The sequence below is a fragment of the Nocardia sp. CNS-044 genome (genome assembly GCF_059570515.1).
Genome location: NZ_JCANSX010000006.1, coordinates 595,009 through 620,809, shown reverse-complemented (window position 1 = coordinate 620,809; position 25,801 = coordinate 595,009). Strand labels below are relative to the sequence as shown.

Annotated in this window: 25 protein-coding genes and 2 pseudogenes; 11 read left to right on the top strand and 16 right to left on the bottom strand. The window is 69.0% G+C overall.

All coding sequences use genetic code 11. The features are described 5' to 3' along the window. The first annotated feature begins 20 nt into the window (after window positions 1-20). From T333_RS11480 to T333_RS11470, 3 genes are read left to right on the top strand one after another with little or no spacing between them, the layout of a single operon-like run. Window positions 21-977: an HpcH/HpaI aldolase/citrate lyase family protein gene (locus T333_RS11480; protein WP_355001845.1), complete on the top strand. Its 957-nt coding sequence runs from the start codon at window positions 21-23 to the stop codon at window positions 975-977. A 12-nt stretch (window positions 978-989) separates the two neighbouring features. Beyond that, a complete protein-coding gene (locus tag T333_RS11475; RefSeq protein WP_067788497.1) occupies window positions 990-1,481 on the top strand; it encodes a YflT domain-containing protein in 492 nt (163 codons plus the stop codon). Between the two features lie 4 nt (window positions 1,482-1,485). After that, window positions 1,486-2,064 carry a suppressor of fused domain protein gene (locus tag T333_RS11470; protein WP_496424436.1) on the top strand — a complete coding sequence of 193 codons (579 nt, stop codon included), beginning with the start codon at window positions 1,486-1,488 and terminating at the stop codon, window positions 2,062-2,064. A gap of 6 nt (window positions 2,065-2,070) precedes the next feature. Here T333_RS11470 and T333_RS11465 read toward each other — a convergent pair whose 3' ends face one another. Then, window positions 2,071-3,147 carry a magnesium and cobalt transport protein CorA gene (locus T333_RS11465; protein WP_496424435.1) on the bottom strand — a complete coding sequence of 359 codons (1,077 nt, stop codon included), beginning with the start codon at window positions 3,145-3,147 and terminating at the stop codon, window positions 2,071-2,073. Between the two features lie 83 nt (window positions 3,148-3,230). Here T333_RS11465 and T333_RS11460 point away from each other — a divergent pair, with 83 nt between their 5' ends. The 4 genes from T333_RS11460 to T333_RS11445 all read left to right on the top strand — a co-directional run bounded on the left by T333_RS11460 (window position 3,231) and on the right by T333_RS11445 (window position 7,710). Next, window positions 3,231-4,085, top strand: a complete 855-nt coding sequence (locus tag T333_RS11460; RefSeq protein ID WP_355001843.1) for a PHP domain-containing protein — start codon at window positions 3,231-3,233, stop codon at window positions 4,083-4,085. Between the two features lie 23 nt (window positions 4,086-4,108). Continuing rightward, window positions 4,109-4,348 carry a hypothetical protein gene (locus tag T333_RS11455; RefSeq protein ID WP_496424434.1) on the top strand — a complete coding sequence of 80 codons (240 nt, stop codon included), beginning with the start codon at window positions 4,109-4,111 and terminating at the stop codon, window positions 4,346-4,348. Window positions 4,349-4,397: 49 nt separating this feature from the next. Further along, the gene (locus T333_RS11450; RefSeq protein WP_496424433.1) at window positions 4,398-6,077 is read left to right on the top strand and encodes an FAD-binding protein; all 1,680 of its coding nucleotides are present in this window, start codon (window positions 4,398-4,400) and stop codon (window positions 6,075-6,077) included. Window positions 6,078-6,513: 436 nt separating this feature from the next. After that, on the top strand, window positions 6,514-7,710 hold the full coding sequence (locus T333_RS11445) for an NAD(P)-dependent malic enzyme (RefSeq protein ID WP_496424432.1): 1,197 nt from the start codon (window positions 6,514-6,516) through the stop codon (window positions 7,708-7,710). A 116-nt stretch (window positions 7,711-7,826) separates the two neighbouring features. Here the strand turns inward: T333_RS11445 and T333_RS11440 are convergent, their stop codons facing one another. The 5 genes from T333_RS11440 to T333_RS11420 all read right to left on the bottom strand — a co-directional run bounded on the left by T333_RS11440 (window position 7,827) and on the right by T333_RS11420 (window position 11,930). Continuing rightward, a complete protein-coding gene (locus T333_RS11440; protein WP_355001840.1) occupies window positions 7,827-8,252 on the bottom strand; it encodes a CBS domain-containing protein in 426 nt (141 codons plus the stop codon). A 188-nt stretch (window positions 8,253-8,440) separates the two neighbouring features. Continuing rightward, window positions 8,441-9,145 (bottom strand): ABC transporter permease, encoded by a 705-nt coding sequence (locus T333_RS11435; RefSeq protein ID WP_496424431.1) that lies wholly within the window; start codon window positions 9,143-9,145, stop codon window positions 8,441-8,443. Further along, entirely contained in the window at window positions 9,142-9,804 is a 663-nt protein-coding gene (locus tag T333_RS11430) for an ABC transporter permease (protein ID WP_496424430.1), read from the bottom strand. Before T333_RS11430 ends, T333_RS11435 begins: the two co-directional genes overlap by 4 nt. Window positions 9,805-9,850: 46 nt before the next feature. Beyond that, window positions 9,851-11,020 (bottom strand): ABC transporter ATP-binding protein, encoded by a 1,170-nt coding sequence (locus T333_RS11425; RefSeq protein WP_496424429.1) that lies wholly within the window; start codon window positions 11,018-11,020, stop codon window positions 9,851-9,853. A 25-nt stretch (window positions 11,021-11,045) separates the two neighbouring features. Next, window positions 11,046-11,930 carry an ABC transporter substrate-binding protein gene (locus tag T333_RS11420; RefSeq protein ID WP_496424773.1) on the bottom strand — a complete coding sequence of 295 codons (885 nt, stop codon included), beginning with the start codon at window positions 11,928-11,930 and terminating at the stop codon, window positions 11,046-11,048. A gap of 225 nt (window positions 11,931-12,155) precedes the next feature. On the opposite strand from T333_RS11420, the gene T333_RS11415 reads away from it, so the two are divergent. From T333_RS11415 to T333_RS11405, 3 genes are all read left to right on the top strand, one after another. Beyond that, complete coding sequence (locus T333_RS11415) at window positions 12,156-13,055, top strand: glycine betaine ABC transporter substrate-binding protein (RefSeq protein WP_496424428.1); 900 nt, start codon at window positions 12,156-12,158, stop codon at window positions 13,053-13,055. Between the two features lie 367 nt (window positions 13,056-13,422). Beyond that, window positions 13,423-14,103 (top strand): PadR family transcriptional regulator, encoded by a 681-nt coding sequence (locus T333_RS11410; RefSeq protein WP_355001835.1) that lies wholly within the window; start codon window positions 13,423-13,425, stop codon window positions 14,101-14,103. 50 nt (window positions 14,104-14,153) lie between these two features. Further along, window positions 14,154-15,626: an MFS transporter gene (locus T333_RS11405; RefSeq protein ID WP_496424427.1), complete on the top strand. Its 1,473-nt coding sequence runs from the start codon at window positions 14,154-14,156 to the stop codon at window positions 15,624-15,626. Between the two features lie 44 nt (window positions 15,627-15,670). Here T333_RS11405 and T333_RS11400 read toward each other — a convergent pair whose 3' ends face one another. The 8 genes and pseudogenes from T333_RS11400 to T333_RS11365 all read right to left on the bottom strand — a co-directional run bounded on the left by T333_RS11400 (window position 15,671) and on the right by T333_RS11365 (window position 23,339). After that, complete coding sequence (locus tag T333_RS11400) at window positions 15,671-15,796, bottom strand: hypothetical protein (protein ID WP_496424426.1); 126 nt, start codon at window positions 15,794-15,796, stop codon at window positions 15,671-15,673. Window positions 15,797-15,801: 5 nt separating this feature from the next. Continuing rightward, on the bottom strand, window positions 15,802-17,592 hold the full coding sequence (locus tag T333_RS11395) for a molybdopterin-dependent oxidoreductase (RefSeq protein ID WP_496424425.1): 1,791 nt from the start codon (window positions 17,590-17,592) through the stop codon (window positions 15,802-15,804). Window positions 17,593-17,688: 96 nt separating this feature from the next. After that, a pseudogene (locus tag T333_RS11390) lies at window positions 17,689-17,763 on the bottom strand (CGNR zinc finger domain-containing protein); the annotation flags it as partial. Window positions 17,764-17,895: 132 nt separating this feature from the next. Further along, window positions 17,896-18,066, bottom strand: a pseudogene (locus tag T333_RS11385) (ABATE domain-containing protein); the annotation flags it as partial. Window positions 18,067-18,136: 70 nt separating this feature from the next. Next, window positions 18,137-19,930, bottom strand: coding sequence for an AMP-dependent synthetase/ligase (locus tag T333_RS11380; RefSeq protein ID WP_496424424.1), 1,794 nt, complete (start codon window positions 19,928-19,930; stop codon window positions 18,137-18,139). Between the two features lie 126 nt (window positions 19,931-20,056). Next, on the bottom strand, window positions 20,057-20,974 hold the full coding sequence (locus T333_RS11375; RefSeq protein ID WP_496424423.1) for an alpha/beta hydrolase: 918 nt from the start codon (window positions 20,972-20,974) through the stop codon (window positions 20,057-20,059). 5 nt (window positions 20,975-20,979) lie between these two features. Then, window positions 20,980-21,810: an SDR family NAD(P)-dependent oxidoreductase gene (locus T333_RS11370; RefSeq protein ID WP_496424422.1), complete on the bottom strand. Its 831-nt coding sequence runs from the start codon at window positions 21,808-21,810 to the stop codon at window positions 20,980-20,982. Window positions 21,811-21,815: 5 nt separating this feature from the next. Further along, window positions 21,816-23,339, bottom strand: coding sequence for a flavin-containing monooxygenase (locus T333_RS11365; protein ID WP_355001830.1), 1,524 nt, complete (start codon window positions 23,337-23,339; stop codon window positions 21,816-21,818). A gap of 69 nt (window positions 23,340-23,408) precedes the next feature. On the opposite strand from T333_RS11365, the gene T333_RS11360 reads away from it, so the two are divergent. Next, on the top strand, window positions 23,409-24,041 hold the full coding sequence (locus tag T333_RS11360) for a TetR/AcrR family transcriptional regulator (protein ID WP_355001829.1): 633 nt from the start codon (window positions 23,409-23,411) through the stop codon (window positions 24,039-24,041). A 75-nt stretch (window positions 24,042-24,116) separates the two neighbouring features. On the opposite strand, the gene T333_RS11355 is transcribed toward T333_RS11360, so the two are convergent. Further along, the gene (locus T333_RS11355; protein ID WP_496424421.1) at window positions 24,117-25,148 is read right to left on the bottom strand and encodes an NAD-dependent epimerase/dehydratase family protein; all 1,032 of its coding nucleotides are present in this window, start codon (window positions 25,146-25,148) and stop codon (window positions 24,117-24,119) included. Next, window positions 25,149-25,655, bottom strand: coding sequence for a TerD family protein (locus T333_RS11350; RefSeq protein ID WP_355001827.1), 507 nt, complete (start codon window positions 25,653-25,655; stop codon window positions 25,149-25,151). Window positions 25,656-25,801: the final 146 nt, after the last annotated feature.

The following is a 25,801-nucleotide window of genomic DNA, read 5'->3' as shown; positions in this document are numbered from 1 at the left end:
CAGACTAGACAGGAGGCTCCATGAAGCCGCGCCGATCGGTGCTCGCCGTGCCGGGCAGCAACCCCAAGATGATCGAGAAGGCCAAGGGGCTGCCGGTCGATGAAGTCTTCCTGGATCTGGAGGACGCGGTCGCGCCGGTCGCCAAGGCCGCCGCCCGCGCCAATATCGTGGCCGCGCTGAATCAGCCGGGCTGGGGCACGCAGCTGCGCGTGGTGCGGGTCAACGACTGGACGACCGAATGGACCTACTCCGACGTGATCACGGTCGTCGAGGGCGCGGGCCGGGCCATCGACGCGATCCTGCTGCCGAAGGTCACCGACGCGGGCCAGGTGCGCGCGCTGGATCTGCTGCTCACCCAGGTGGAGAAGGCCAACGGGTTGGAGGTCGGGCGGATCGGCATCGAACCGCAGCTGGAAAACGCGATGGGCCTGCGCAATATCGATGAGATCGCGACCGCGAGCCCGCGCGTCCAGGCGCTGGTCTTCGGCCCGGCCGACTTCATGGCGAGCATCAACATGCGCACCCTGGTGGTCGGTGAACAGCCCGAGGGTTACGACACCGGCGACGCCTACCACCACATCCTGATGACCATCTTGCTCGCCGCGCGCGCCCACGGCCTCCAGGCGATCGATGGCCCCTACTTGCAGATTCGCGACGTCGACGGTTTCCGCAGGGCCGCCGCGCGCACCGCCGCGCTCGGCTTCGACGGCAAGTGGGTGCTGCACCCCGGCCAGATCGACGCGGCCAATGAGATCTTCAGCCCGCGTCAGGCCGACTACGACCGGGCCGAGGAAATCCTGGACGCCTACGCCTTCCACACCTCCGCCGCGGGCGGCGCGCGCGGCGCTGTCATGCTCGGCGACGAGATGATCGACGAGGCCAGCGCCAAGATGGCCCAGGTGATCGCCGAGAAGGGGCGCGCCGCCGGAATGACGCGCACCACGCGTTTCACATCACCGAACGGCCGCTCGGAATAGCAGAATGGAGCCATGACGAATCCCTTGGGGAACACGAACCGCGCCCGCCAGGGGTTGCCGACCCCGCCGTCGGGCTGGCCGGTGGGCTCCTATCCGACCTACGCCGAGGCGCAGCGCGCGGTCGACTATCTGGCCGACAACCAGTTCCCGGTGCAGGACGTGACGATCGTCGGCGTCGACCTGATGCAGGTCGAACGGGTTCTCTACCGCCTGAACTGGGGCAAGGTGATCGGCGGCGGCGTGGTCTCCGGCGCGTGGCTCGGCCTCTTCCTCGGCCTGCTGCTGAGCCTGTTCACCACCAGCGGCGCGTTCGGCCCGCTGCTGGTCGGCTTGGTCGGCGGCATCATCTTCGGCGTCATCTCGACCTCGATTCCGTACGCGGCCACCAAGGGTCAGCGCGATTTCGCCTCCACCATGCAGTTGGTGGCCGGTCGCTACGACGTGCTGTGCGACCCGAAGTCGGCCGAGCAGGCGCGGGACATGCTCGCGCGGTTGGCGATCTGAACGCATGAACGTGATGGACAGGGTCCGCACCGGCGTGCTCGACCACTACGGCGTGCCCGAAAGTGGCGTGGATTCGGCCTCGGTGACGTTCCTGGGGCTTGAGCCGATCGAGATCCTGCGCATCGTCGACGGTGACGTCGTGCACTACGCGACGCTCGGCGGCTCGCGCCACCCGATGGGCGATCCCGGTGACCTGCACGCCGATCCGATACGCGGCCCGCGCGCGGAGCTGGTGCTGACGCTGCGCTCCGGCACTGCGATGCCTGGGCTGCCCAAGGCACTCGGCATCCTGGTCGCCACGCCCTCCGTGGAAGGCGTTGTGCTGCAAGCCGACGCGCTGCTCGATCTCGGGGAGCCGATGTGGCAGGGCTCGACGTTCACCGCGGCGCTGCTCGGCGACAGCGAGATACCGCAGATCGTGCTGCCCGAGCCCGCCGAGCCGGTCAGGTACCTGACGGTGACGCCGGTGACCGCGACCGAGGCGGCCTGGGTGCGGGTGCGCGGTGCGCAGGCACTGCGCGACGCGTGGACCGAAGCGGGCATCGACGTGCGCGATCCGGGTCGCGGTGCGGCGACGCTGTAGCGGCGGTCAGAGCCAGTTGTTGCGGCGGAACGTGATGAACAGTCCGATGCACACCGCTAGGACCAGCAGCCACCATATGCCGTAGCTGTAGGTCCACCTCAGTTCCGGCATGTGGTCGAAGTTCATGCCGTAGACACCCGCGACCATGGTCGGGACCGCCGCGATGGCGACCCATGCCGAGATCTTCCGCATGTCGGTGCTCTGCTGCATGGTGATCTTGGCCATGGCGGCGCCGACCAGTTCGCTGAGCGATTCGTCGAAATCGGAGATGCGCTCGGCGACGGTCGTGTGGTGGTCGGACACATCACGCATGTAGCGCCGAATCTCCTTGGGCACCGGCAGATCCGGGTTGTGGGCCAGCAGTCGTAGCGGCGCGGCGAGTGGGTTCACCGCGCGACGCAACTCCACCACTTCGCGCTTGAGCTGGTAGATCGACTCGATGCTGACGTGGTCGCGCGGGGTGAAGACCGCCTCTTCCATCTCGTCGATGTCGTTCTCCACCAGCGCCGCCACCTCGATGTAGGAGTCGACGACGTGGTCGGCCACCGTGTGCAGCACCGCGTACGGGCCGTGGCTCAACTGGTCGGCGCGGTCCTCGAGTTCGCGGCGCACCCCCGCGAGGCCGGTGTGCTCGCCGTGCCGGACTGTCACCGCGAAATCCGGTCCGGTGAACACCATGATGTCGCCGGTCTCGACGATCTCGCTGACGCTGTCCATTTCGTGCGGCACATAGGAGACCGTGCGCAACACCAGGAACAGCGTGTCGTCGTAGCGTTCCAGCTTGGGCCGCTGGCGGGACTTGACCGCGTCCTCGACGGCGAGCGGATGCAGGTCGAAGGTGGAAGCGATATCGGCCATCTGCGTCTCGTCCGGATCGTGCAGCCCGATCCACACGAAGCCCGTCCCGCGCGAGCGGACTTCGGCCAGCGCCTCGGCGTGGGTGAACCGCCCCGGCAGCCGCTGCCCGTCGACGTAGACGGCGCAGTCGACGATGGCGCGCGCGGTGGGAACCGGAATGCGCGGCCGCGGCATCGCCGCGCGGCCCTGCCCGCGGAAAGACGGCATGGGCGGGATGGATGGCACGACGACGATGGTAGAGGCCGCGGCCGGTCGAGGCCGTCGGCTGCCGTGCCCGCCGCGGATCACGCACTGTAAGACTGGAGGACGTGCGCATCGACCTGCATACCCATTCGACCGCGTCCGACGGCACCGACACCCCCGCCGAACTGGTGCGGAACGCGGCGGCCGCCGGTCTGGACGTGATCGCGATCACCGATCACGACACCACGGCCGGATGGACCGAGGCGGTCGACGCGCTACCGAAGGGCCTGACCCTGGTACGCGGAATGGAGATGTCGTGCGTCGGTCTCGGTGAGGACGGCTGGCCGGTGCCGGTGCATCTGCTCGCCTACCTCTTCGATCCGACCGACCGTGGTTTCGCCGAGGAGCGCGAGCGGCTGCGTGCCGAGCGGGTGGACCGGCTGCGCGCGATGGCCGAGCGGATGGCCGCCGACGGACTGCCCATCGACCCGGACGCGGTGCTCGCCTCCGCGGGCCCCTCGGCTGGGCGGCCGCACCTGGCGCGCGCGTTGGTCGAGGCGGGTGTGGTGCCGAGCGTGGACGCCGCCTTCACCGAGCTGCTCGCGCCGCGCGGTCCGTACTACGCGGAGAAGGCCGACACTCCGCTGCACCGCGCCGTCGAGATGATCGCGGGCGCGGGCGGGGTCAGCGTGCTCGCCCACACCAGGGCCCGCAAGCGGGGGCGGCTGCTCGCCACCGACGACATCCGCGAGCTGGCCACCCTCGGGCTCGGCGGCCTGGAGGTCGACCATCCCGACCATTCCGCGTCCGATCGCGCGGTGCTCACCGGCCTGGCCGAGGAACTAGGCCTGCTCACCACCGGCTCGTCGGACTACCACGGCGCGAACAAGACCATCCGTCTCGGTGAATTCACCACCGACCCAGCGCAATTCGAGGAGCTCGCGGGCAAGGCGACGGGCGTGCCCGTGATCACGTCGTGAGATATCTGCGTGCGATCAGCGGCGTGGTCGCCGCGGGCACGGTGTTGCTGACGCTGGTCGTGGTCGGCGCGGCGTTGATCGGCGGGCAGCGCGGCTTCCCCGGCCCGGGCACCGAATCGGTAACCTGGCATCTGATCGCCTCGGCGACAGTACTTGCGGCGCAGATGTTTTCGGATAGGCATCGGGGTTTTCTCGCCTTTTTCGGGTCCGCGGTAGTTTTCTTGGTCACCGGTGTATTGCTTTGGACACAGTGGTGGGGCTGATAGTCCGGTACTGGTTGCGGCCGGGTGAATTGTGGCCGAACATTTTCTTGTGAGTGAGATCGAGACGGATGTGCTGGTTCTCGGCGGCGGCCCCGCCGGAACCTGGGCGGCCGTCTCGGCTGCCGCCCGAGGGGCGAGGGTGGTGCTCGTCGACAAGGCCCGTTGCGGAAGCAGCGGGCCTTCTGCGTTCGGGAGCACCACGGTCTGGAACATCCCACCCGGCGCGGCCAGGGACGCGGCGGTCCGCCGATCGCACGCGGACGGCGGACACCTCGGCGATCCGGAGTGGCTCGACCGGGTTTTCGACGAGACGCACCGGCGGATCGAACAGCTGGTCGGCTGGGGCTACCGGTTCCCCGACGACCCGCGCGGCGGCTCGCCGCGAGTTCGCATGGACGGCGCGGGATACCTGCGCCGGATGCGCCGCACCGTGATCGAGGCGGGAGTGCGCGTCCTCGATCACCATCCCGCGTTGCAGTTGCTGCGCGACGGCGACGGCGTAATCGCGGGTGCGGCGGGCGTGCGGCAGAACGACGGTTTCGGTTCCTGGACGATCCGCGCGGGCGCGGTGGTGGTGGCCACCGGCGGATGCGCGTTCCTCTCGGGTGGCGCGGGGACCGACGTGGCCACCGGCGACGGTCTGCTGCTCGCCGCCGAGGTGGGCGCGCGACTGTCCGGCATGGAATTCTCCAGCGCCTATTCCCTCGGCCCCGCGCTGAATTCGTTCACACCCGCCATTCATCCGAGTTTCGCCTCGGGTCTCGCGCTGCGTCTCGGGACGCTCTACGACGAGAACGGCGACGTCGTCGCGGGCGGTCGGCACGGGGCGTTCGCGGCCATCGCCGACGGGCGGCGGGTGTTCGCCGCGCTGGAGGACGTGCCGGAGACGGCGCGCCACTGGCTCGCCAGGCAGGGCGCGGTCGACCGATTCCGGCGGGTGCCGCTGCACGCGGTGCTCGAGGGAACGGTGCGCGGAACGGGCGGCCTGGCGCTCACCGGTCCGGACTGCGCGACCACGGTGGCGGGGCTGTACGGCGCGGGCGACGCGACGAGTCGCGAGGTGGTCACCGGCGCGGTGAGCGGAATCGGCGGTCACAGCGGAGCGTGGGCCATCGCGTCCGGCGTGTGGGCGGGCGCGGGCGCCGCCCGTTTCGCTCGGAAGAGGGGCCCGGTGCGCGCGGTGCGTCCGGTGCCCGGCGCGGGCCTCGCCGCGCGGGCGCGCATCGATCCGCGCGCGATCGTCGGACTGGTTCAGGAGCACACTCTGCCGCTGCGCCGTAGTTATTGGCGCAGCGCGGGCAGCCTGCGGGACAGCATCGCCGAACTCGACGGCATGTGGCCCGGCGCGGCGTACGCCCTCGGCGGCATCGGCGCCGATCGGGTGCGCGCCAGGCAGGCCGCGGCCCTGCTCGCGGTGGCCAGATGGACCAAGCACAGCGCGCTGGCACGCACCGAGACCCGCGGCATGCACCGGCGCACCGACCACCCCGACGCGGGAGCCGAGTGGCGAGTCCACTTGATGTCGGGTGGGTTGGACAGCGTCTGGGTGAGCGCCGAACGATCGCGGCGAGTACCGTCGGAGCCCGCGCCCATCGTGCGCGCGCCGTCCGTCGTGCGCGGCCAGGTGCCGGTCGGCTCGGAGCCCGCTCCGGGGCTGCCCGAGATCCCGCGGATCGTCCCGGACCAGCGGGGGCCGGACCTCACACCGCCCGACCGTCTGGCGATATGACAACTCACCGTCGCCTGATGTGCGGATGCGAGTTTCCCCTAACTTCGGGGTAATTACAGCCACCTACCCTCGGAATATGACGCGCAACCGGGATCCGACACACCGGTTTGGCAAGTCATCGGACCGGCTGGCAGAATGTGTCGGATTCCCCTCCTACGCCACCGCCGGGTTCGGGAATCACGGTGCTCCGAGCCGCGCAACGTACCGTTGTGCCCCGAGGATCGCCCCGCATGTTCCGTCCGGACCCACCCGTCCGGCTCCCGCTCTGCGGATCAGTGCAGCGCCACGTCTCGAGCTGATCATCGGGTTTCGACACCGCAATCCCGACTCGAAACGTCCCGGTCAGCGCACTCGATGAGCGGTACGAATCACCTATTACGAAATACCCGGCGGTAACCGTCCCCCGGTTCAGCCCGACCCGAGCAGGAGTGAAATCGTGTCACCTGTGACTGACGCACCGAATGCCACCGCGAGTTTGTCCGAAATCACCAACGACGAAATCTTCGCTGGACACCTCGGCGGCAAGCTCTCGGTCGAGCTCTCGGCTCCGCTGGAGACGCAGCGCGACCTCTCCATCGCGTACACGCCCGGCGTCGCTCAGGTCAGCCGCGCGATCGCTCAGGACGAGACGCTCGCCAAGCGATACACCTGGACCGACCGGCTGGTGGTCGTGGTCAGCGACGGCACCGCCGTGCTCGGCCTCGGTGACATCGGCCCGCGCGCCTCGCTGCCGGTGATGGAGGGCAAGGCCGCGCTGTTCAAGAAGTTCGCCGGACTCGACTCCATCCCGATCGTGCTGGACACCAAGGACGTCGACGAGATCGTCGAGACCCTGATCCGGCTGCGCCCCAGCTTCGGTGCGGTCAACCTGGAGGACATCTCCGCGCCGCGCTGCTTCGAGATCGAGAAGCGCGTCATCGAGGCGCTCGACTGCCCGGTCATGCACGACGACCAGCACGGCACCGCGATCGTGGTGCTCGCCGCCCTGAACGGCGCGGCTCGCGTGCAGGGACGTGACATCAGCGGTCTGAAGGTCGTGGTGTCTGGCGCGGGCGCGGCGGGTATCGCGTGCACCAACATCCTGCTCGCCGCGGGTGTGCAGGATGTCACCGTGCTCGACTCGAAGGGCGTCGTGAGCCGCGATCGCGCCGACCTGAACGAGGTGAAGGCCGACCTGGCCCAGCGCACCAACCCGCGCGGACTCACCGGCGGCGCCGCCGAGGCGCTCGCGGGCGCGGACGTGTTCCTGGGGCTCTCCGCCGGCCTGATCGCCGAAGAACTCATCGCCTCGATGGCGCCGGAGGCGATCGTGTTCGCCATGTCCAACCCGGACCCGGAGATCCACCCCGACGTGGCGCGCAAGTACGCCTCCATCGTCGCGACCGGCCGTAGCGACTTCCCGAACCAGATCAACAACGTGCTCGCCTTCCCCGGCGTGTTCAAGGGCGCGCTGGACGCCGGCGCCCGTCGCATCACCGAGGGCATGAAGATCGCCGCCGCCGACGCCATCCTGAGCGTGGTCGCCGACGAACTCGGCCCCGACAAGATCGTCCCCAGCCCGCTCGACCCGCGGGTCGCCCCGGCCGTCGCCGAGGCCGTCGCCGCCGCCGCGCGTGCGGAGGGCGTTGCGTAACAACTGATTACGCAATCACAGGGCGCCCCGTTCAACGGCGAACGAGGCGCCCTGCGTCGTTTTGCGCGCAGCTAGGTCGTCTGCGCCCCGTGGTTGTTTGCCGCATCCTGCGACGGTCAGTGCGGCACGGAAACGGCCGAGATGAATTCGGCCAGCTGGGCGTCGGTGACGTTCCTGGCCAGGTCTGATTCGCAGATCATGCCGACGAGGCGCTTGTTCTCGATGACCGGCAGCCGCTTGATCTGGTTCTGCTCCATCATGTCCAGCACCTGCCGCAGTTCGGCGTCGGCGTCGACCCAACGCGGGGTGCCCTTGGCGAGATCACCGGCGCGGACGCGGCCGGGATCGTGTCCCTCGGCGATGCAGTGCACGACGATGTCACGATCGGTCACCATGCCGACCAGGCGGTCGTTCTCGCAGATGGGCAGCGCGCCCACGTCCAGGTTGCGCATCAGTTGAGCGGCGCGGTCGAGCGTTTCGTCCGCGGGGATACACGTGGCATCGGCGTGCATGATGTCGCGTGCCTTCATCGGTGCGTTCATGCTCACGGCAATCCTCCTGTCTCGGGTTGGGGTGCCCGTAGGACTCGAGGTTGCGCAGGGTCTCGACACGGTGTGCCACAGTCGCGTCGAGCGCGTGCACGGCTGACGACTCCTACGGCCACAGTCATCGTGACCTAGATCACACTCGTGGTCAAGGCGTCTGTCCGCGCTCTACGGGAGTGCGGTCGTCACCGTGCGGCTTGCGGCACGTCGTCCTGGGCCGGTGTCCTGCGCAGCCGACCGGTCCCGGGCGTCGTCGCCCAGACCACGAGCGCGAGCAGCCCGTCCAGCAGCATCGCCAGCGCGGCCACCAGCAGCGCGCCCACCAGCACCCGGTCGTATCGGTGCAGGCCGAGCCCGTCGAAGATGTAGCGGCCGAGCCCGCCGAGGTTCACGTACGCCGCGATCGTCGCGGTGGCCACCACCTGGAGGGTGGCGCCGCGCAGGCCGTTCACCAGGATCGGCATGGCGTTGGGGACTTCCACCCGGAACAGGATCTGCCGCTCCGTCATGCCCATAGCCCGCGAGGCGTCGACCACGTCGGCGGGCACGTTGGCCACGCCCGCGTACGCGCCGGCGAGCAGCGGCGGGATGCCGACGGTGAGCAGCGCGAGCAGCGGCGGAATCAGGCCGAGGCCGAGCAACAGCACCAGGAAGGTGAGCAGGCCGAGGGTGGGCAGCGCGCGCATCGCGTTGGCGAAGCCGACGAGCACCGCGGCGCCCCGCCGTCGATGGCCGATGACGAGGCCCAGCGGCACCGCGATCAGCGCGGACCCGGCCACGGCCAGCAGCGTGTACCAAAGATGTTGCGCCAAGCGGAATTCGATACCGGTGGGACCGCCCCAGTTGGCGCCGTCGGTGAAGTAGTGCCAAGCGTCGACGAACAGGTTCACGTGCGCGCCCCTCGCCTGGTTCGCCCGTCGGCCCTGGTCCACGGCGTCGCCCAGCGCCCGAGCAGGTACACCAGCCGGTCGAAGACGAGCGCGAGCGCCAGCGTCACGATGATGCCCGCCACGATCTCGTCCGGGTAGTCGCGCTGATAGCCCTGGGTGAACAACTTGCCGAGACCGCCGACGCCGATCAGCGCGCCGACCGAGACCATCGCGATATTGGTGACCACCACGACGCGCAAGTTCGACACGAAAACCGGTACGGCCAAAGGCATGTCGACGGTCAGCGTGCGCCGCAGCGGCCCGAATCCGACGGCGTCGGCGGCGTCGACCACGGCGGCGGGCACCGAGTCCAGCGCCACCGGCACCGCGATGACCAGCAGCGCGGTCGAGTAGATGGTCAACGCGATGATCACGTTCCACGGGTCGATCGCCGAAATGCCCACCAGCGGAGGGATTATGACGAACAGCGCGAGCGAGGGCACGGTGTAGGCCAGGCTCGCCGCGGTGACGGTGATCCGCCGCAGCCACGGGATTCGCCGGATCACCGCGCCCGCCGGGATGGCGATCACCAGACCGAACAGCAAGGGCAGCAAGGCGAGATACAGGTGCGTCTTGGTGATCTCGAGGATCTCGGAGAAGTTGTCGATCAGGTATCGCACGCGGTCTCCCGCTCCTCGACCGGACCCGGGACGAAGTCGGCGCGGTTCACGAACCGGTCCCGTCGCCGTCGGAAAGCCCCTGCTCGTTGGCGATCCGGTTGCGTTCGACGTCCTCCGCGCCGCGCTGTTCGGCGAGCTGGGCGATCACCTCGGTGGCGAGTACGCCGCCCCGCAGCAGACCGGAATCGTCCACGGCCACACCGATTCCGGATGGCGAGGAGATGGCGGCGTCCAGCGCCTGACGCAGGTCGCCGGTGGGAGTGAACAACGAACCGCCCGCCGACATGCAGTCCGCGAGCGGCCTGCCCGCCCGCCGCGCTTCGACGGCGGTCGCGTCGACCCAGCCGAGCGGCTTGACCGCTTCGTCCACCACGAGCACCCAGTCGCCCTGCTCCAGACGCAGCGCGCCGACCGCGCCCGCGGTGGCGGTCGGAATGTCGTGCAGCGGAACGTCGTCGGCCGAGCGGAAGGAAAGACCGCGATAACCACGATCGCGACCGACGAACTCGGCGACGAAATCCGTTGCGGGACCAGCGAGTACGCGCTGCGGCGGATCGTACTGCTGGAGCACGCCGGCGCGGCCGAAGACCGCGAGTCGGTCGCCGAGGGTGATGGCCTCGTCGATGTCGTGGGTGACGAACACGATGGTCTTGTGCAATTCGGCTTGCAACCGCCGCATTTCGCTTTGCAACTCGGCGCGCACCACCGGGTCGACGGCGCTGAACGGCTCGTCCATCAGCAGGATCGGCGGGTCGGCGGCCAGCGCCCGCGCCACGCCGACTCGCTGCTGCTGACCGCCGGAGAGCTGCGCGGGGTAGCGCTGGGCCAAGCCGCGGTCCAGGCCCACTCGGTCCAGCACTTCGAGCGCCGCCTTGCGCGCCGCCCGCCGCGAGTCGCCGCGCAGCACCGGAACTGTCGCGACATTGTCCAGCACGGTGCGGTGCGGCAGCAGGCCGCCGCTCTGGATCACGTAACCGATGCCGAGGCGGAGCCGGACCGGATCTGCGGTCGAGATGTCTTGTCCGGCAACGGTGATCGTGCCCGCAGTGGGTTGGATCATCCGGTTGATCATCCGCATCGAGGTGGTCTTGCCGCAGCCGGACGGTCCGACGAACACGGTGAACGAGCCGGAGTCGATGTGCAGATCGAGGTCGGTGACGGCGTGCGTGCCGTCCGGATAGGTCTTGCTGACGCCGCGGAACACGATGTCCGACACTGCTGCTCTCCCTTCACCCGCGGGCTCACCCGACGGGTGTGTTCAACCCCTGCGCCGCGACCCATGCCTTGGCGGCCGCCGCCGGTTCGGTCTTGCTGCTGCCCGACACGGCCTCGTTCAGCTCGATCAGCTCCTCGGTGGTGAGTTTGGCCGAGACCGCGTTGAGCGCGGCAACGGCCTTGTCGGACTTCTTGGCGGAGTTGAACAGCGGAATCACGTTCTGCGCCGGGAAGTTGTGCTTCGGGTCCTCCAGCACCACGAGATCGTTCTCGGCGATCGCGGGGGAGGTGGTGAAGATGTTGGCCGCGGTCACCTGCCCCTCCACCAGCGCGCGCACGGTGGCCGGACCGCCGCCGTCGGCGATCGGGACGAAGTTGTTCGCGGCGATGTCGAGACCGTAGTTCTCCTTCAGGCCGGGCAGGCCGCCCTGCCGTTCCTGGAATTCCGCGGGCGCGCCGAACTTCACCTCGGCCGAATGCGCCGCGAGATCGGCGATGGTGCGCAGGTTCCAGCGTTCGGCGGTGGCCTTGGTGACCACTACCGCGTCGGAGTCCTCGCCGGGCGCCGGTGCGGCGGTGGCCAGCTGGTCGCCGAGCGCGCCCGCCAGCGCGGCCTCGACGTCGGCGGCGCTGGTCGCGGTCGAGTCGTTGTCCAGGTACTGCAACAGGTTCCCGGTGTACTCGGGAATCACCGAGATCGCGCACTGGCGCAGCGCCGGAATGTAGGCCTCGCGGCTGCCGATATTGAGCCGGGTGTCGACGTGGAAGCCGTTGATCCGCAGCACCTCCGCGTACACGTGGGCCACGGTCTCGGACTCCGGGAAGTTCGCCGAGCCGACGATCAAGCTCTCGCCCGCACAGTCGCCGTCGGCGGCGAGCGGATCGGAATCGCCGCAGGCGGACAGGATCATGCCGACGGCGAGGAGTGTGGCGGCGGCGAAAAGCTGGGAGGCGCGCAGCGCGAGCCGCAGCGCCGATCGCCCGGCAAGGGGGGTGATCGTGGTCTTCACGGGAGTCCTTCCGGCAGATGCGGACGGTGCGTGCGGCCTTGGCCGGACGGGCACCGGTACATTCTGGTTGTCCATACTGCCCGCAACTGGGTGTTTCTGTCGGCTGTAGTCGTCTTCGGAGAGTTGGTGTCGCCGGTGGTTCTGGCCGCGTCGAGGCGGGTGCTTGCCCGGGTGCTGGTCGTCGCGGCCGCGGCGGCGACGGTCGTATCCTGCGGAGACGACGACGCCGGTCCGCCCTTCGTGGTCGGCGCGGGAGACGCGGTCGAATCGCGGGTGCTCGCGGAGATCTACGCCGGTGCGCTGTCCAGGACCGGGCTGCCGGTCGCCGTGCTGCCGGATCTCGGTGCGCGGGCCGAATATCTGGCCGCACTCGACGCCGGTCGGGTCGCGCTGGTCGGTGAGCACACCGGCGAGCTGCTGGCCCACTACGACAGCGGGTCCGCCGCGCGCACACCTTCCGACGTGGTCAAGGATCTGAATCGTTCGCTGCCGGAGGGTTTGGTCGTCTCGGATCCGGCCGACGGGACCGACCTGCGGCCGCGGGTGCTCGTCACGGCGGAGGCCGCGCGTAGGGACGACGTGGATTCGGTCGCCGAGCTCGTGCCGCGGTGCGCGGAGCTGCGGGCCGGGCTGGCTCCCGCACCGGATGTGTCGCGTGGTCCCGCGGTGGCGCAGGTGGCGGGGTGCGACTTCGCGGGGGAGACGCCGTTCGCCGATGCGGAGGCACTGCGAAACGCCTTGCTGGACAGTTCGATTCAAGCGGGCGTGGTCGGCGGACCGTCCGCGCTGACGGCCCCGGTCACCGAGGGGCTGACGGTGTTGACCGATGCCGACTACGCGGTTCGCGCCGAGAACGTGGTGCCGGTGTTCCGCAAGGGGCTGCTCGACGATCAGCGCGTTCGGAAGTTGAACTATGTGGCGGGGGAGCTCACGACCGACGAGTTGGTCGACATGATCCGGCGGGTTCGGGACGGCGCTGCGGCGGGGGAAGTCGCGCGAGCCTGGTTGGACGCGCACGGGTTGTAGGCGTCGCGCCGCCGCCGTCCTGTGCGCGGGGTCGTGTCGGCCGTGCTCGCCGGGACCGCCGGTTTCGTTCGCCACCTCGCTTCGGTTGGGATCGCTCGGTTCGCCGCTCCGTCTCGGGGGTGCAGAGCGCTTCCGCCGCTCGGCATGACGGACTCGGCGGCGGGTAGTCGAGTCGCGTCCGTCACGGGGCCGCTGATCATACGTTCACTGGCGTTTCACACTCTTGCCTCCCCAATGCTCCGGGCCGTATATTCCAAGTGGAATATTCGGTGTGGAGCATGTCGGAGCCCGCAACTACCGTGCGCGTTCAGGTTCGGCGGCTCGTCTCCCGCGGCGCGGCGGGTGGATTCCAGCGGGAGGTGATCACATGGGCGAGGCGCGTCCGACGTTGACCGCGTTGGCGGTCTCGGTGCTCGCGCTGGTCGAGGAGCGGCCCATGCATCCGTACGAGATGTATCAGCTGATGCTGCGGCGGGGCGAGAACCTGGTCGTGAAGCTGCGGCCGGGTTCGCTCTATCACACCGTGGCCCGGCTGGCCGACCAGGAACTGGTGTGCGCCGAGGGCGTCGACCGCGCGGGCAACCGCCCCGAGCGCACCATCTACCGGATCACCGCGTCCGGGCGTGCGGCGCTGCGCGCCAGGATCGCCGAGATACTGCGGTATCCCACCCGGGAATACCCGCTCTTCCCCGTCGCGCTGGGCGAAGCGCACAACCTGCCGAAGGACGAGGTGCTCGCGCTGGTGCGCGAACGCGTCGCGCACCTCGAGAACGATCTCACCGACCTCGCCACGATGGCCGAGTGGGCCCGCGCCCACGAGGTGCCGCGCCGCTACTGGATTGTGCTGCCTTATCTGCGCGCCACCGTCGCGGCCGAGCACGCGTGGCTGGTCGGCTTCCTCGACGAAGTCGCCGGCGGCGCACTCGAGTGGGAGGAGTTCGACCCGCGCACCGGCGAACGGCTCGACGGGCCCGAACACCCCTGGGGTGACGGCACCCCTCCGACACCGCCGCCCACACCGCGGCGCCCGACTGGGTGGTCGCCGTGACCTCGACGACCGACCGCAGCCGACGACCCTCCTGGAGAGGAACGAAATCCATGTCCACCCAACGCAATCCGTGGCCGGCGCTGTTGGCGCTGGTGATCGGCTTCTTCATGATCCTGCTGGACATGACGATCGTGGCGGTCGCCAACCCGGCGATCATGCAGGATCTCCAGGCCGACATCTCCCAGGTCATCTGGGTCACCAGCGCCTACCTGCTGACCTACGCGGTGCCGCTGCTGGTCACCGGCCGCCTCGGTGATCGCTACGGGCCCAAGAACATCTACCTGATCGGCCTCGCGGTCTTCACCGCCGCCTCGCTGTGGTGCGGGCTGTCGCACACCGTCGGCATGCTGATCGCGGCGCGCGCCCTGCAAGGCATCGGCGCCGCGCTCATGACGCCACAGACCATGGCGGTGATCACCCGCACCTTCCCGCCGGACAAGCGCGGCGCGGCCATGGGTCTGTGGGGCGGCGTCGCGGGTCTGGCCACCCTGGTCGGCCCGATCCTTGGCGGCGTGCTGGTCGACGGGCTGAGCTGGGAGTGGATCTTCATCGTCAACGTGCCGGTCGGCATCATCGCCTTCGTATTGGCTGTGTGGCTGGTGCCCGCGCTGCCGACGAACCCACACAAGTTCGACATCCCCGGCGTGCTGCTCAGCGGCGTCGGCATGTTCCTGCTCGTGTTCGGCATTCAGGAGGGCAACACTTACGACTGGTCGGCCCGCATCTGGCTGACGATCGGCGCGGGTCTGGTGGTGCTCGGCCTGTTCGTGCTGAACCAGGCGCGCAATACCGGCGAGCCGCTGGTGCCGCTCGCGCTGTTCCGTGACCGCAACTTCGCGCTGTCGAACGTGGCCATCGCCGCGATGGGTGCGACGGTCGTCTCGGTGATGGTGCCCGCGTACTTCTATCTGCAGGCGGTCCGGGAGATGTCGCCGACCAGGTCGGCGCTGGTGTTCGCGCCCATGGCCATCGTGACCGGCGTCTTCGCGCCGTTCGTCGGCAAGTTCGCCGACCGGCTGCACCCGCGCGTCGTGCCGACCCTCGGCTTCGCGCTGTTCGCGGTCTCGATCTTCTGGTGGTCGGCGATCATGACGCCGGACTCGAACCTCGCGTGGTTCCTGGTGGCCGCCGCGGTGGCCGGTTTCGCCAACGCCTGCATCTGGGCGCCGCTGGCCGCCACCGCCACCCACAACCTGCCCGTTCAGCAGGCCGGCGCGGGAGCGGGCATCTACAACACCACCCGCCAGGTCGGTTCGGTGCTCGGCAGCGCCGCCATCAGCGCCCTGATCGCGGCCCGCATGTCCGCCAACGGACTCGCGGGCGGCGCGCCCACCGCGGAAGGCGTCGGCCACGGCCCCATTCCCCCGCAGATCCTGGGCGAATTCAGCTCCGCTCTCAGCGAATCCATCCTCCTCCCCGCCGCCATCCTGCTGATCGGCGTCTTGGCCTCGGCCCTCTTCATCCGCCACGGCGCGGCCACCCCCACCGACGAACCCACCAAGGTCGACACTGTCAAGGCCTGACTCTCGGCTGACCGTCGCATCCCGCAAACTCCGAGATGCGGCGGTCAACCTACGAGCCCGGAAAGTCTTTCCCAGTCCACCTTCAAACGCACTGGCATATCGATGATCTCGGTCCCGCCCGGCTCCAGCACGACGTGCGGCCGGTACTGGTTCAGCGCGTGGTCCAGCACGAAGATCAGCCGATGGTGAGGGTCAGGGTGGGGTGGCCGGTGGCGCCGTCGGGGATGACGTCGCGGCGGTCGGCGGTTTGGGTTTCGCCGGTGCCGTCGGTGGCGCGGGCGCGGAGGGTGTGGGTGCCGGGGGTGGCGTCCCAGTCGTAGACCCATTGGCGCCAGGTGTCGATGGACTGTTCGGTGGACAGGCGGGCGGGGCGCCAGTCGCCGTCATCGATCTGGACTTCGACGGCGGTGATCCCGCGGTGCTGGGCCCAGGCCACGCCCGCGACGGGGACGCGGCCGGGTGGTCGGCGAACGCGGCCGCGCGGTGTGTCGATGCGGGTGCCGGTCTTGATCGGGCCGTGGGCCGACCAGCCGCGGCGGGTCCAGTAGGCGGTGGCGCGGTCGAACCGGGTGACCTCGAGTTCGGTCACCCATTTGGTGGCAGAGACGTAGCCGTAGAGGCCGGGCACCACCAGCCGGGCCGGGTAGCCGTGGGAGACCGGCAGCGGTTCGCCGTTCATGCCGACCGCGAGCAGGGCGTCGCGGCCGCCGGTGAGCACGGCCAGCGGGGAGCCCGCCGTCCAGCCGTCCTTGCTGCGGGAGAGCACCATGTCGGCGTCGGCATGCGGACCGGCCTCGGCGAGCAACTCATCGAGGCGGTAGCCGCGCCACAGCGCGTTCCCGATCAGATCGCCGTTCACCGGATTCGAAACGCAGGCCAGCGTGATCAGCCGCTCCACGACCGGCCGCCGCGCGAGATCCGCCCAGCCGATGCGGATTTCGCGGTCCACCATGCCGTGGATGCGCAGCGACCAGTCCTCGATCGCCACCTGCGGAAGGAACAGCGCCGTGTCGATCCGATAGAAGTCGTCGTTGGCGGTGATGTACGGCGTCAGCCCGGGCACCCGCAGATCGGCGTCGGGCAGCAAGGAGATCCCCGGCTCGGTCGGTCTCGGCAGTACCACCGCCGCCCGCTCTGCGGAGACATCCCCGCGCCGGGCTCCGAACAACCGCCCACCCACTCCGGCCAGCACCGCCACACCCCCGGTGACAGCCAGCCCTCGCAACAGATCCCGCCGCTGCGGTCCCGGTGTGCGGCTGGAACCGTCCCCTGCTTCGCTGGGCGGGTCGGCGGGGGTGTCGGCCCTCGCGGCCGCGGCGGTGTCCGTGTGAGCCGCGGTTCCGGCATCGCTGCGCGTCGAACCCGGTGCCTGCAACCGATCGGCACGTTCGGGCGCATCCGAGTCGGACTGTGCGCCAGAGGTTTCGGATGCGATGCTCGCGGTGGAGCCGGGGTGAACCTGTGGGGATGACGGCGATGGGGAAGTCGGGCGGCCGGACGGTGGCGTGGCCGGGGCGGACACTTCGGATGGTGCGCCGGGAAACGCGTCCGCGATCTGCTCGGTCAGCACGCGGAGCGCGTAAACGCCTGCGGCCACGCCGATTACGGTAGGTATCGCGGCGAGAAAACCGTAGCGCTCGGCCGCGAGGAAGGCGGCGACCAAGCCGAAGAAGACGAGCAGCGTGGAGCCTGTCGCGCGATCGACGCGTTCGAGTGCGCCCGCGAGACCCGCGACGAGAACCGCGCCAATCCCCATGCAGACGAAAAGCACCGTCTTGTCGGCCGTACCGAACGTGCTGATCGCCCATTCGCGCAGTCCGTCGGGGGTGTGGTCGACCACGGTCGAGCCGAGCACATACATCGGCGCGCTCTCCGACCTGATGAACGCCGCGACAAGCTCCGCCACGCCGAGCGCCAACCCGGCGGACAGTATCCCGGCAGCCACCCGCCACCGCAGTACGGCCATGCCGCGAGCCTACTGCGCCCACCCCGCCCGCGCCCGACCCGAAGTCCACCGACCACCATTTCGCTCGCGTCGACCGGGCGGGCCCGCCAGCCCCGCTTACTCCTTGTGCTTGCGGTAGTAGCGCGCCACGCGGACGCGGTTGCCGCAGCGGTCGGGGGAGCACCAGCGGCGTTTGGGGTGAGCGGGGAGGAAGAGGAGTACGCAGTCGTCGGCTTCGCAGCGCTCGAGTTCGGTGAGGGCGGAGTCGGTGAGGAGTTCGGCCGCGGCTTCGGCGAGGACCGCTGACAGGCGCGCGGCGGAGGCGGCGGCCCGGTGAGGGGTAGCGACGATCGCGGCGCCGTCCCAGTGCAGACGGCGGACGGCTGGGGCGGCGGACTGGGCGGCGGTGAGGGCGCGCAGTGCGTCGGCGGGCGGGCGGACACCATGCAGGAGCGCGTCGAGAGCGGCCGCGACGTGGTCGCGTACCTCGTGAATACGCTGCGAAACGCGAAAGGCGCTGTCCGCGAGACGAACCCGCGAACAGCGCCCTTCGGCGATCAGCCGATCAGCTGTAGATCTTCTCCACTTCGGAGGCGTACTGCTTCATCACGACGGCGCGCTTGAGCGACATCTTCGGGGTGAGCTCGCCACCCTCCTGGGTCCAGTCGACCGCGAGGATGCGGATCTTCTTGATCTGCTCGGCGTGCGAGACCTTCTTGTTGGTCTCGGCGATCGCGGCGTCGATTTCGGCGACCAGCTCGGCGTTCTCGATGAGCTTCTCGATCGCGGTGTCGGCGGGCACCCCGTGCCTTTCCTTCCAGCCGGGCAGCGCCTCCGGGTCGAGGGTGATCAGCGCGCCGATGAACGGCTGGCCGTCGCCGACCACCATCACCTGGCTGATCAGCGGATGCGCCCGCAGCGAGTCTTCGAGCAGCGCGGGGGAGACGTTCTTGCCGCCCGCGGTGACGATGATTTCCTTCTTGCGGCCGGTGATGGTCACGAAGCCGTCGGCGTCGATGGCGCCGAGGTCACCGGTCTTGAACCAGCCGTCCTCGAAGGCTTCCTCGGAGGCCTCGGCGTTGCCCCAGTAGCCGCCGAACACCACGGAGCCGCGCAGCAGCAGCTCGCCGTCCTCGGCGATCTTCGCCGCGTGACCCTCGACCGGACGGCCGACGGAGCCGACCCGGATGTGCTCGGGGGTGTTCACGGTGATGGCGGCCGTGGTCTCGGTGAGGCCGTAGCCCTCGTAGATGGTCACGCCGACGCCGCGGAAGAAGTGGCCGAGGCGCGCGCCCAGCGGGCCGCCGCCGGAGACAGCCGCCTCGCACTGCCCGCCGAGGGCCGCGCGCAGCTTGCTGTAGACCAGCTTGTCGAACACCGCGTGCTTGAGCTTGAGCACGAGGCCAGGGCCGCCGTTGTCCAGCGCTTCGCTGTAGGCGATGGCGGTGTCCGCGGCGGCGTCGAAGATCTTGCCCTTGCCGCCGTCGTGCGCCTTCTGCTTGGAGGCGTTGAACACCTTCTCGAATACGCGCGGCACCGAGAGGATGAAGTGCGGCCGGTAGCTGCCGAACTGGTCGACCAGGGTGGACCAGTCGGAGGTGTGCGCGACGATCACCTTGGCGTCGAAGGCCGTCAGCGCCACCGCGCGCGCGAACACGTGCGCGAGCGGCAGGAACATCAGGGTCTTCCTGCCCTCGATGATGTACTGCTTCAGCGCGATCCGGTCGGACTTGGACTCCGCGTAGAGGTTCGCGTGGGTGAGCATGACGCCCTTGGGGCGGCCCGTGGTGCCCGAGGTGTAGATCAGGGTGGCGGGCGAGGCCGCGCCGACCTGCGCGCGGCGGTCGTGCACGGCTTGGTCGTCCAGCTCGGCGCCGCGGGCGATCAGCTCGTCGACGGCGCCCTTCTCGATCTGCAGGGTTTCCTTCAGATCGGGCAGCGAGCCCGCCTCGATCTCGTCGATGGTGGCGCGGTGCTTGTCGTTGTCGACGACGAGCAACTTGGTCGCCGAGTCCTGCAGGATCCACTTGGCCTGCTCGGCGGCGGAGCTGTCGTAGATCGCGACGGTGCAGCCGCCCGCGGCCCAGATGGCGAAGTCGAGTACGGCCCACTCGTAACGCGTGGGGGCCATGATGGCGACGCGGTCGCCGAGTTCGATGCCGGAGGCGATGATGCCCTTGGCCACGCCGGTGACAGTTTTGGCGAACTCCGCCGCCGTGACGTCGCGCCACCCGCCGCTGCCATTCGGCACGTTGAACAGCACCGCGTTCGGCGACTGCTCGGCGTGGCGGAAGACGTTGTCGGAATTGTTCGCGTCATCCGGAATGGTGTAGGAAGCCGGGACTTCGAACTCTCGCATCAGTGCCCTTCCACGTGGGTTTACTCGCCAGTAATCTACGACACCTTGTGCCGGGCTGTGTCATCGACCACCGAAAATCTCGCTGCTCGGTAATCGGTCGACACTTCCAGGACTCCTTTTGTCGTCTTATCCTAGGTCGCTGGCCGACACCGGTTGGACGGCATCGCGCAGGAAATCGGATAGTTCGCGCAGCGCGACGGCGGCGGGCCGGAACAGCCCGGCCTGCAGTTGCGCGACGTGCCATAGCCCGCGGCTCTCGGTGAACCGCACGTGCACGCCCGCGCCGCGCAGCGCCGCGACCAGCGCGACGCACTGCGCGTGCAGCAGCTCGCTGACGTCGACCTGCACGTAGGTCGGCGGCAGCCCGTGCAGCACTCCGCGCAGCGGCGCGTAGCGGGGATCGTTCCCGTCACCGTCGCCGAGGTAGGCGGCGGCGCAGGCGCGCGACCACGCCTTGTTGATCACCGTGTCGCCGTCGCGATCGGGGATCTCGTTGGGATCGGTCCACGGCGCGATCAGGCCGAGCGCGGCGGGTGTCATCCCGTGCTCGGCGATCAGCCGCTGCGCGGTGGCCATGCTCAGGCCGCCGCCCGCCGAATCGCCCGCGAGGGCGATCTGATCGGGCCGGAAATTCTTCTCCGACACCAGCTCCAGGAACGCGGCGACCGCGTCGTCCAGGCCCGTGGGGAACGGGTGTTCCGGCGCCATCCGGTAGTCGATGACGTACACCGCGCTGCCGGTGTCGCGGGCCAGCCGCGCCGCCAGCGAGCGATGGGTGGCCATCGAGCCGACCGCGTAACCACCGCCGTGCAGGTAGAGCACGGCGGTGGTCGGGCTGGTCGAGTCGGCGATGTGCAGTTCGGCCGGACGAGCGCCGAGCCGCGTCTTGCGCATCGTGACGCCCGAGGGCATCAATTGCAGTGGCGCACCGAGATCCATCAGCGTGCGCTGCACCGTGAACGGCAGCCGAGCGTTCAGCATCATCCGGAAGACCGGCTTCAGCAGCACGCGGCCGACGGGCAGCGGAATGTCGAACTCTCGCATGGTCGTCAGGGCAGGAAGGGCCGGTTCACCGCGGCGGCGATGCGCTGGTAGCCGGAGGCCGTGACGCGCACGAACATATCGAGCAGCTTCGCCTCCCAGCCGATCAGCACTCGGCCGTGGCCCTTGCGCACGCCCTCGGTGATGGTCTGCGCGGCCATCGCCGGGGTGTGGATGGCCAGCTTCTTGTCGAACATGGACGCGGCGTTCTTGCTGTCGATGCCCTCGGCGTAGGTGGCGTTGCGGGCCACGGCGGTCTTGATGCCGCCCGGGTGCACGCAGGTCACCCGCACCGGATGCCTGGCGACGAGCATCTCCTGGCGTAGCGACTCGGTGAAGCCCCGCACCGCGAATTTGGCCGAGTTGTAAGCGCTTTGGCCGGGCACGGCGATCAGGCCGAACAGGCTGGACACGTTGATCACGTGCCCGTCGCCGGACTCGATGAGCATCGGCAGGAACGCCTTTGTGCCGTTGACGACACCCCAGAAGTCGATGTCCATGATCCGCTCGATGTCCTTGAACTCCGAGCGGAGGACCTCGCCGTGGAAGGCGATGCCCGCGTTGTTGTAGACCTGGTGCACCACGCCGAAGTGCTCCTGCACGGCGTCGGCATAGAGCAGCACCGCCTCGCGCTCGGCCACGTTGAGCCGATCCGACTTGACCTTGGCTCCGAGTTGTTCGCAGCGGCGAACGGTCTCGGCGAGGCCGTCGGTGTCGATGTCGGAGAGCGCGAGCTTGGCGCCGCGCTTGGCCAGGTTCTCGGCCAGCGCGCGGCCGATGCCGGAGCCGGCTCCGGTGATGACACAGACCTTGTTCTGGAAGTAAGCATCGTTGCTCACTGGTTTCACACTGCTTTCAGATCGGCGGGCGCGGTTGTCGTCGCGTAGGCCGAGACATCGAAATGCTTTGTCAGCCTACGGAATTGGAAGGTGAAGTCGGGCCACAGCGTCGTATTGTTGCCGTGCTTGTCCAGGTACCAGCTCGCGCAGCCGCCGGTGTTCCACACCGTCTTGCTCAGCTTGGCCTGCAGGTCCTTGTTGTAGGCGTCCTGCACTTCGCGGCGCACTTCGACGGTGCGCAGACCCAGGCGATCGACGGTGGCGAGCGCGTCGGCGATGTAGTTGATCTGGGATTCGATCATGTACACCATCGAGGTGTGGCCGAGGCCGACGTTCGGGCCGAGCAGGAAGAACATGTTGGGGAAGTTGGCGATCGTCGAGCCCTTGTAGCCCTGCTGGCCGATCTCGTCGAAGACCTCGCTCAGCGTCCGGCCGTCCTTGCCGGTGATGGTCTCGTAGGTCGGCGAGTCGGTGACGTGGAAGCCGGTGGCCACGATCAGCGCGTCGATCTCGCGCTCGGTGCCGTCCTTGGTGACGATCGAGCCCGCGCGGACCTCGCGGATGCCGTCGGTGACCACGTCGACGTTGTCGCGGCTCAGCGCGGGGTAGTACTCGTTGGAGATCAGCATCCGCTTGCAGCCGATGCGGAAGTCCGGCGTGACCTTTTTGCGCAGCTCGGGGTCACGGATCTCGTACTGCAATTTGGCCTTCGCGAGTAACTGGAAGCCCTGCATCAGCGCGGGGAATTTGGCGAGGCCGACGACCTGGGTCTCGCGGGCGGCGTAGATGGCCGCGCGGGAGAGCCGCTGCACGCCGGGCAGATACTTGAACGCCAGCCGCTCGGCCTTCAGGTACGGCCGGTCCATGCGGGGCAGCAGCCACGGCGCGGTCCGCTGGTAGACGTCCAGCGAGGCGACCCGCGGCGCGATCGAGGGCACGATCTGGATCGCCGAGGCGCCGGTGCCGATGATCGCGACCCGCTTGCCGGTCAGGTCGGCGTCGTGGTTCCAGCGGGCCGAGTGGAAGATCTCGCCCTCGAAGGTGTTGATGCCCTTGATGTCGGGCAGGTTCGGCTCACAGAGCGCGCCGACCGCGGAGACGACGGTGTCGGCGGTGAAATCGCCTTTGCTGGAGGTGATTTCCCACTGCGCGGTGTCGTCGTTCCAGCGGGCGCCGGTCACGTCGCAGTCGAAGATGTGCTTGTCGAGGACGCTGTGCTTCTTCGCGACGCCCTGGATGTAGGACTGGATCTCGCCCTGCCGGGAGAACGAGCGCGACCAATTCGGATTGAGTGCGAAGGAATACGAGTACAGGTGCGAGGGGACGTCGCACGCGGCGCCGGGGTAGGTGTTGTCCCGCCAGGTGCCGCCCACATCGCTGCCGCGCTCCAGGACCAGGTAATCGTTGCGGCCCTGCTGGCTCAGCCGGATGGCGAGACCCAGACCGGCGAAACCGCTGCCGATGATGATCGTCTTGGCGTGGCGGACGGACCGGTCGCCGACAGCTTTGTCTGTAACCTTGCGACTCATGTAAGTGAGACTACGAGCTTATTGAGCGTGAGTCAACAGCAATTGAATTCCGTTCAGTAGCATGAGTCCGTGAGCAAGAGCCACGGCGAGAACGGCAAGCGGACCCGGCTGAGTCCGGACGAACGCCGTCAACAGCTACTCGCGCTGGGCGCCACGATGCTCGGCGAGCGCACCATCGAGGAACTCTCGGTCAGCGAGATCGCGGCCCAGGCGGGGATCTCGCGCGGTCTGCTGTTCCACTATTTCCCCACCAAGCAGGACTTTCAGCGCGAGGTCGTCCGGCACGCGAACGCCGAACTGCTCGAGCGGGTGGCGCCGGACCGGTCGCTGAGCATCTTCGACATGCTGCGCGATTCGATCGAGCGCTACGTCGACTACGTCAGCGAGAACCGCACGTCCTACCTCGCGCTGTTGCGCGGCCCGACCAGCGTCAGCCCCGACCTGGTCCCGCTGGTCGACCAGACCCGTGACGCCATCATCGGCATCATCCTCGCCGAGGCGCCGACCCCCATCGACCCCGCCGACCACCCGCGCCTGATGCTCGGCATGCGCGGATGGATCGCGTTCGTCGAGGAAACCACCCTCACCTGGTTGCGCACGGAGCCGATCAGCCGCGAGGAACTCGTCGAACTCCTGGTGGAATCGCTGCTGACCTTGGCGCTCGCGTTGAGCCCGGAGCTGGCCTCCGCGCTCCGAGGCTGAGCGGACTCGGGTTCGCCACGCTGCGCTACGGGTGTGCTCGAGGAGCCGAACCGGTCGCTGGCGCGTGCGATCGGGCTAAGTCGGGCGCTTGCGGTTCTCCCGGGCAGCGATTTCGTCGTCGGTGAGGAAGGGGTTGTGGTCCATGGCCGCGAGCTGATCGAGCGCTGAACGCTGGCGAGCCGGATCGACGTCGTGCGCTGGGTGATCGTCGGGTCGATCGGCCCACATCTCGCGCACGATCGCATCGATATCCCAGGTCGGTCGCCAGCCGAGTTCCCTTGCGGCGCGGGAGTTGTCGGCGATCAAGGTGGGAGGTTCCTGGGCGGCGGGGTGGTGGTCGACCGGGATGGGGCGGCCGGCCAGGCGGGAGGTGAGGTCGATCAGGTCGTTGATGCTGGTGCCGGTTCCGCTGCCGATGTTGTAGCGGTGGCAGGCGCCCGGGGCGGGGAGGTGGGCGAGGGCGGCGGTGAAGGCGCGGGCGGCGTCCTCGATGTGCAGGTAGTCGCGGGTCGCGGTGCCGTCGCCGTTGACCGGGAGGCGGGCGCCGGTCCCGGCCGCGACGGCTCGCAGGCGGGGAAGCAGGCGGGTGGGGTCGGTGTCGGCGCCGCCGACGAGGTTGGACATGCGCAGGACTATCGCGGCGAGGCGGCCGGTCGCGGCCTGGGCGGCGATGGCGGATTCGGCCGCCTGCTTGCTCGCGGCGTACGGGTGGGGCGGTGCGTCGGGGAGGTCTTCGGTCATCGGCTGGATAGCGGTGGCGTAGATCGCGACGGTCGACGCGAACACCAGTTTCTCGACGCCCGCCCGTGCCATCGCGTCGAGCAGCGCCACGGTGCCGCCGACGTTGACTTGGAAGTACGGCAGCGGGTCGGCGACCGATTCCCTGGCGCGGGTGAGTCCGGCCAGGTGGCAGACGGCATCGACATCCCGCACGGCCGCCGTAAGCCGTTTCGGCTCACGAAGATCGGCGAACCGGATCGGCAATCCCTTTGGAAGACGGTCTTGTTCGCGATGCACCAGTCCGACGACCTGGTGTCCGTCGCGTGGCAACCGCCCGGCGACGGCGCTGCCGAGGTAGCCGTTGGCGCCCGTGACGAGGATTCGCATTCAGACGAGGAACGGGGCGAGTTGTGGCACCGCCTCGACCGGATGCTCGGCCTGGATCTCCTCGTCGATCGAGCGGAACTCCCAACCCTGTTGGAAACGAACGAGTTTGCCCGCGAGGAAGCCGGTGTGCGCGTGCAGCTTGCTGAGGTTGTAGCGGGCGATCTCGGTCTCGGTCATGCCGTCGATCACCCGGCAGTAGGCGTTGTCGATCTGCTCGAAGGTCTGGCCGGTGTAGCAGGTCACCAGGAGGATCACGGTGTTCACCTGCGGCGCGATCCTGGTCAGGTCCATCGTGATCAGCTCGTCGTCACCGTCCCCCTCGCCGTTCGTGCTGTCGCCGAGGTGGCGGACCGACCCGTCCTGCGACATCAGCTGCTCGTGGTACACCACATCGAGGATCGCGTCGTTCGCGAACAGCAATGCCGCCGCGTTCAAATCGATCTCCGCCGGTTTCCCGGGCAGCCACCGCCGCTTGGCCGCCGCGTCCCAGCCGATACCCATCGTCACGAGGGCCAGGGAACCCCCACCCGCATCGGGAACCACGCTCCACCAATCCCTTCCGTCACGCGACGCGCGCAACGCCCCCACCCTATGAGCCGCGACCCCGTCCCGTCGGCACATCCACCCGCGTCGCCCCGCAATTTCCTGTCGAG

Coding starts and splice junctions, on each gene's coding strand:
- T333_RS11355 (WP_496424421.1), bottom strand. CDS start 25,148: ATGCGAATCCTCGTCACGGGCGCCAACGGCTACCTCGGCAGCGCCGTC.
- T333_RS11410 (WP_355001835.1), top strand. CDS start 13,423: ATGGGCGAGGCGCGTCCGACGTTGACCGCGTTGGCGGTCTCGGTGCTC.
- T333_RS11375 (WP_496424423.1), bottom strand. CDS start 20,974: ATGCGAGAGTTCGACATTCCGCTGCCCGTCGGCCGCGTGCTGCTGAAG.
- T333_RS11395 (WP_496424425.1), bottom strand. CDS start 17,592: ATGGCCGTACTGCGGTGGCGGGTGGCTGCCGGGATACTGTCCGCCGGG.
- T333_RS11405 (WP_496424427.1), top strand. CDS start 14,154: ATGTCCACCCAACGCAATCCGTGGCCGGCGCTGTTGGCGCTGGTGATC.
- T333_RS11380 (WP_496424424.1), bottom strand. CDS start 19,930: ATGCGAGAGTTCGAAGTCCCGGCTTCCTACACCATTCCGGATGACGCG.
- T333_RS11365 (WP_355001830.1), bottom strand. CDS start 23,339: ATGAGTCGCAAGGTTACAGACAAAGCTGTCGGCGACCGGTCCGTCCGC.
- T333_RS11470 (WP_496424436.1), top strand. CDS start 1,486: ATGAACGTGATGGACAGGGTCCGCACCGGCGTGCTCGACCACTACGGC.
- T333_RS11440 (WP_355001840.1), bottom strand. CDS start 8,252: ATGAACGCACCGATGAAGGCACGCGACATCATGCACGCCGATGCCACG.
- T333_RS11420 (WP_496424773.1), bottom strand. CDS start 11,930: ATGATCCTGTCCGCCTGCGGCGATTCCGATCCGCTCGCCGCCGACGGC.
- T333_RS11475 (WP_067788497.1), top strand. CDS start 990: ATGACGAATCCCTTGGGGAACACGAACCGCGCCCGCCAGGGGTTGCCG.
- T333_RS11480 (WP_355001845.1), top strand. CDS start 21: ATGAAGCCGCGCCGATCGGTGCTCGCCGTGCCGGGCAGCAACCCCAAG.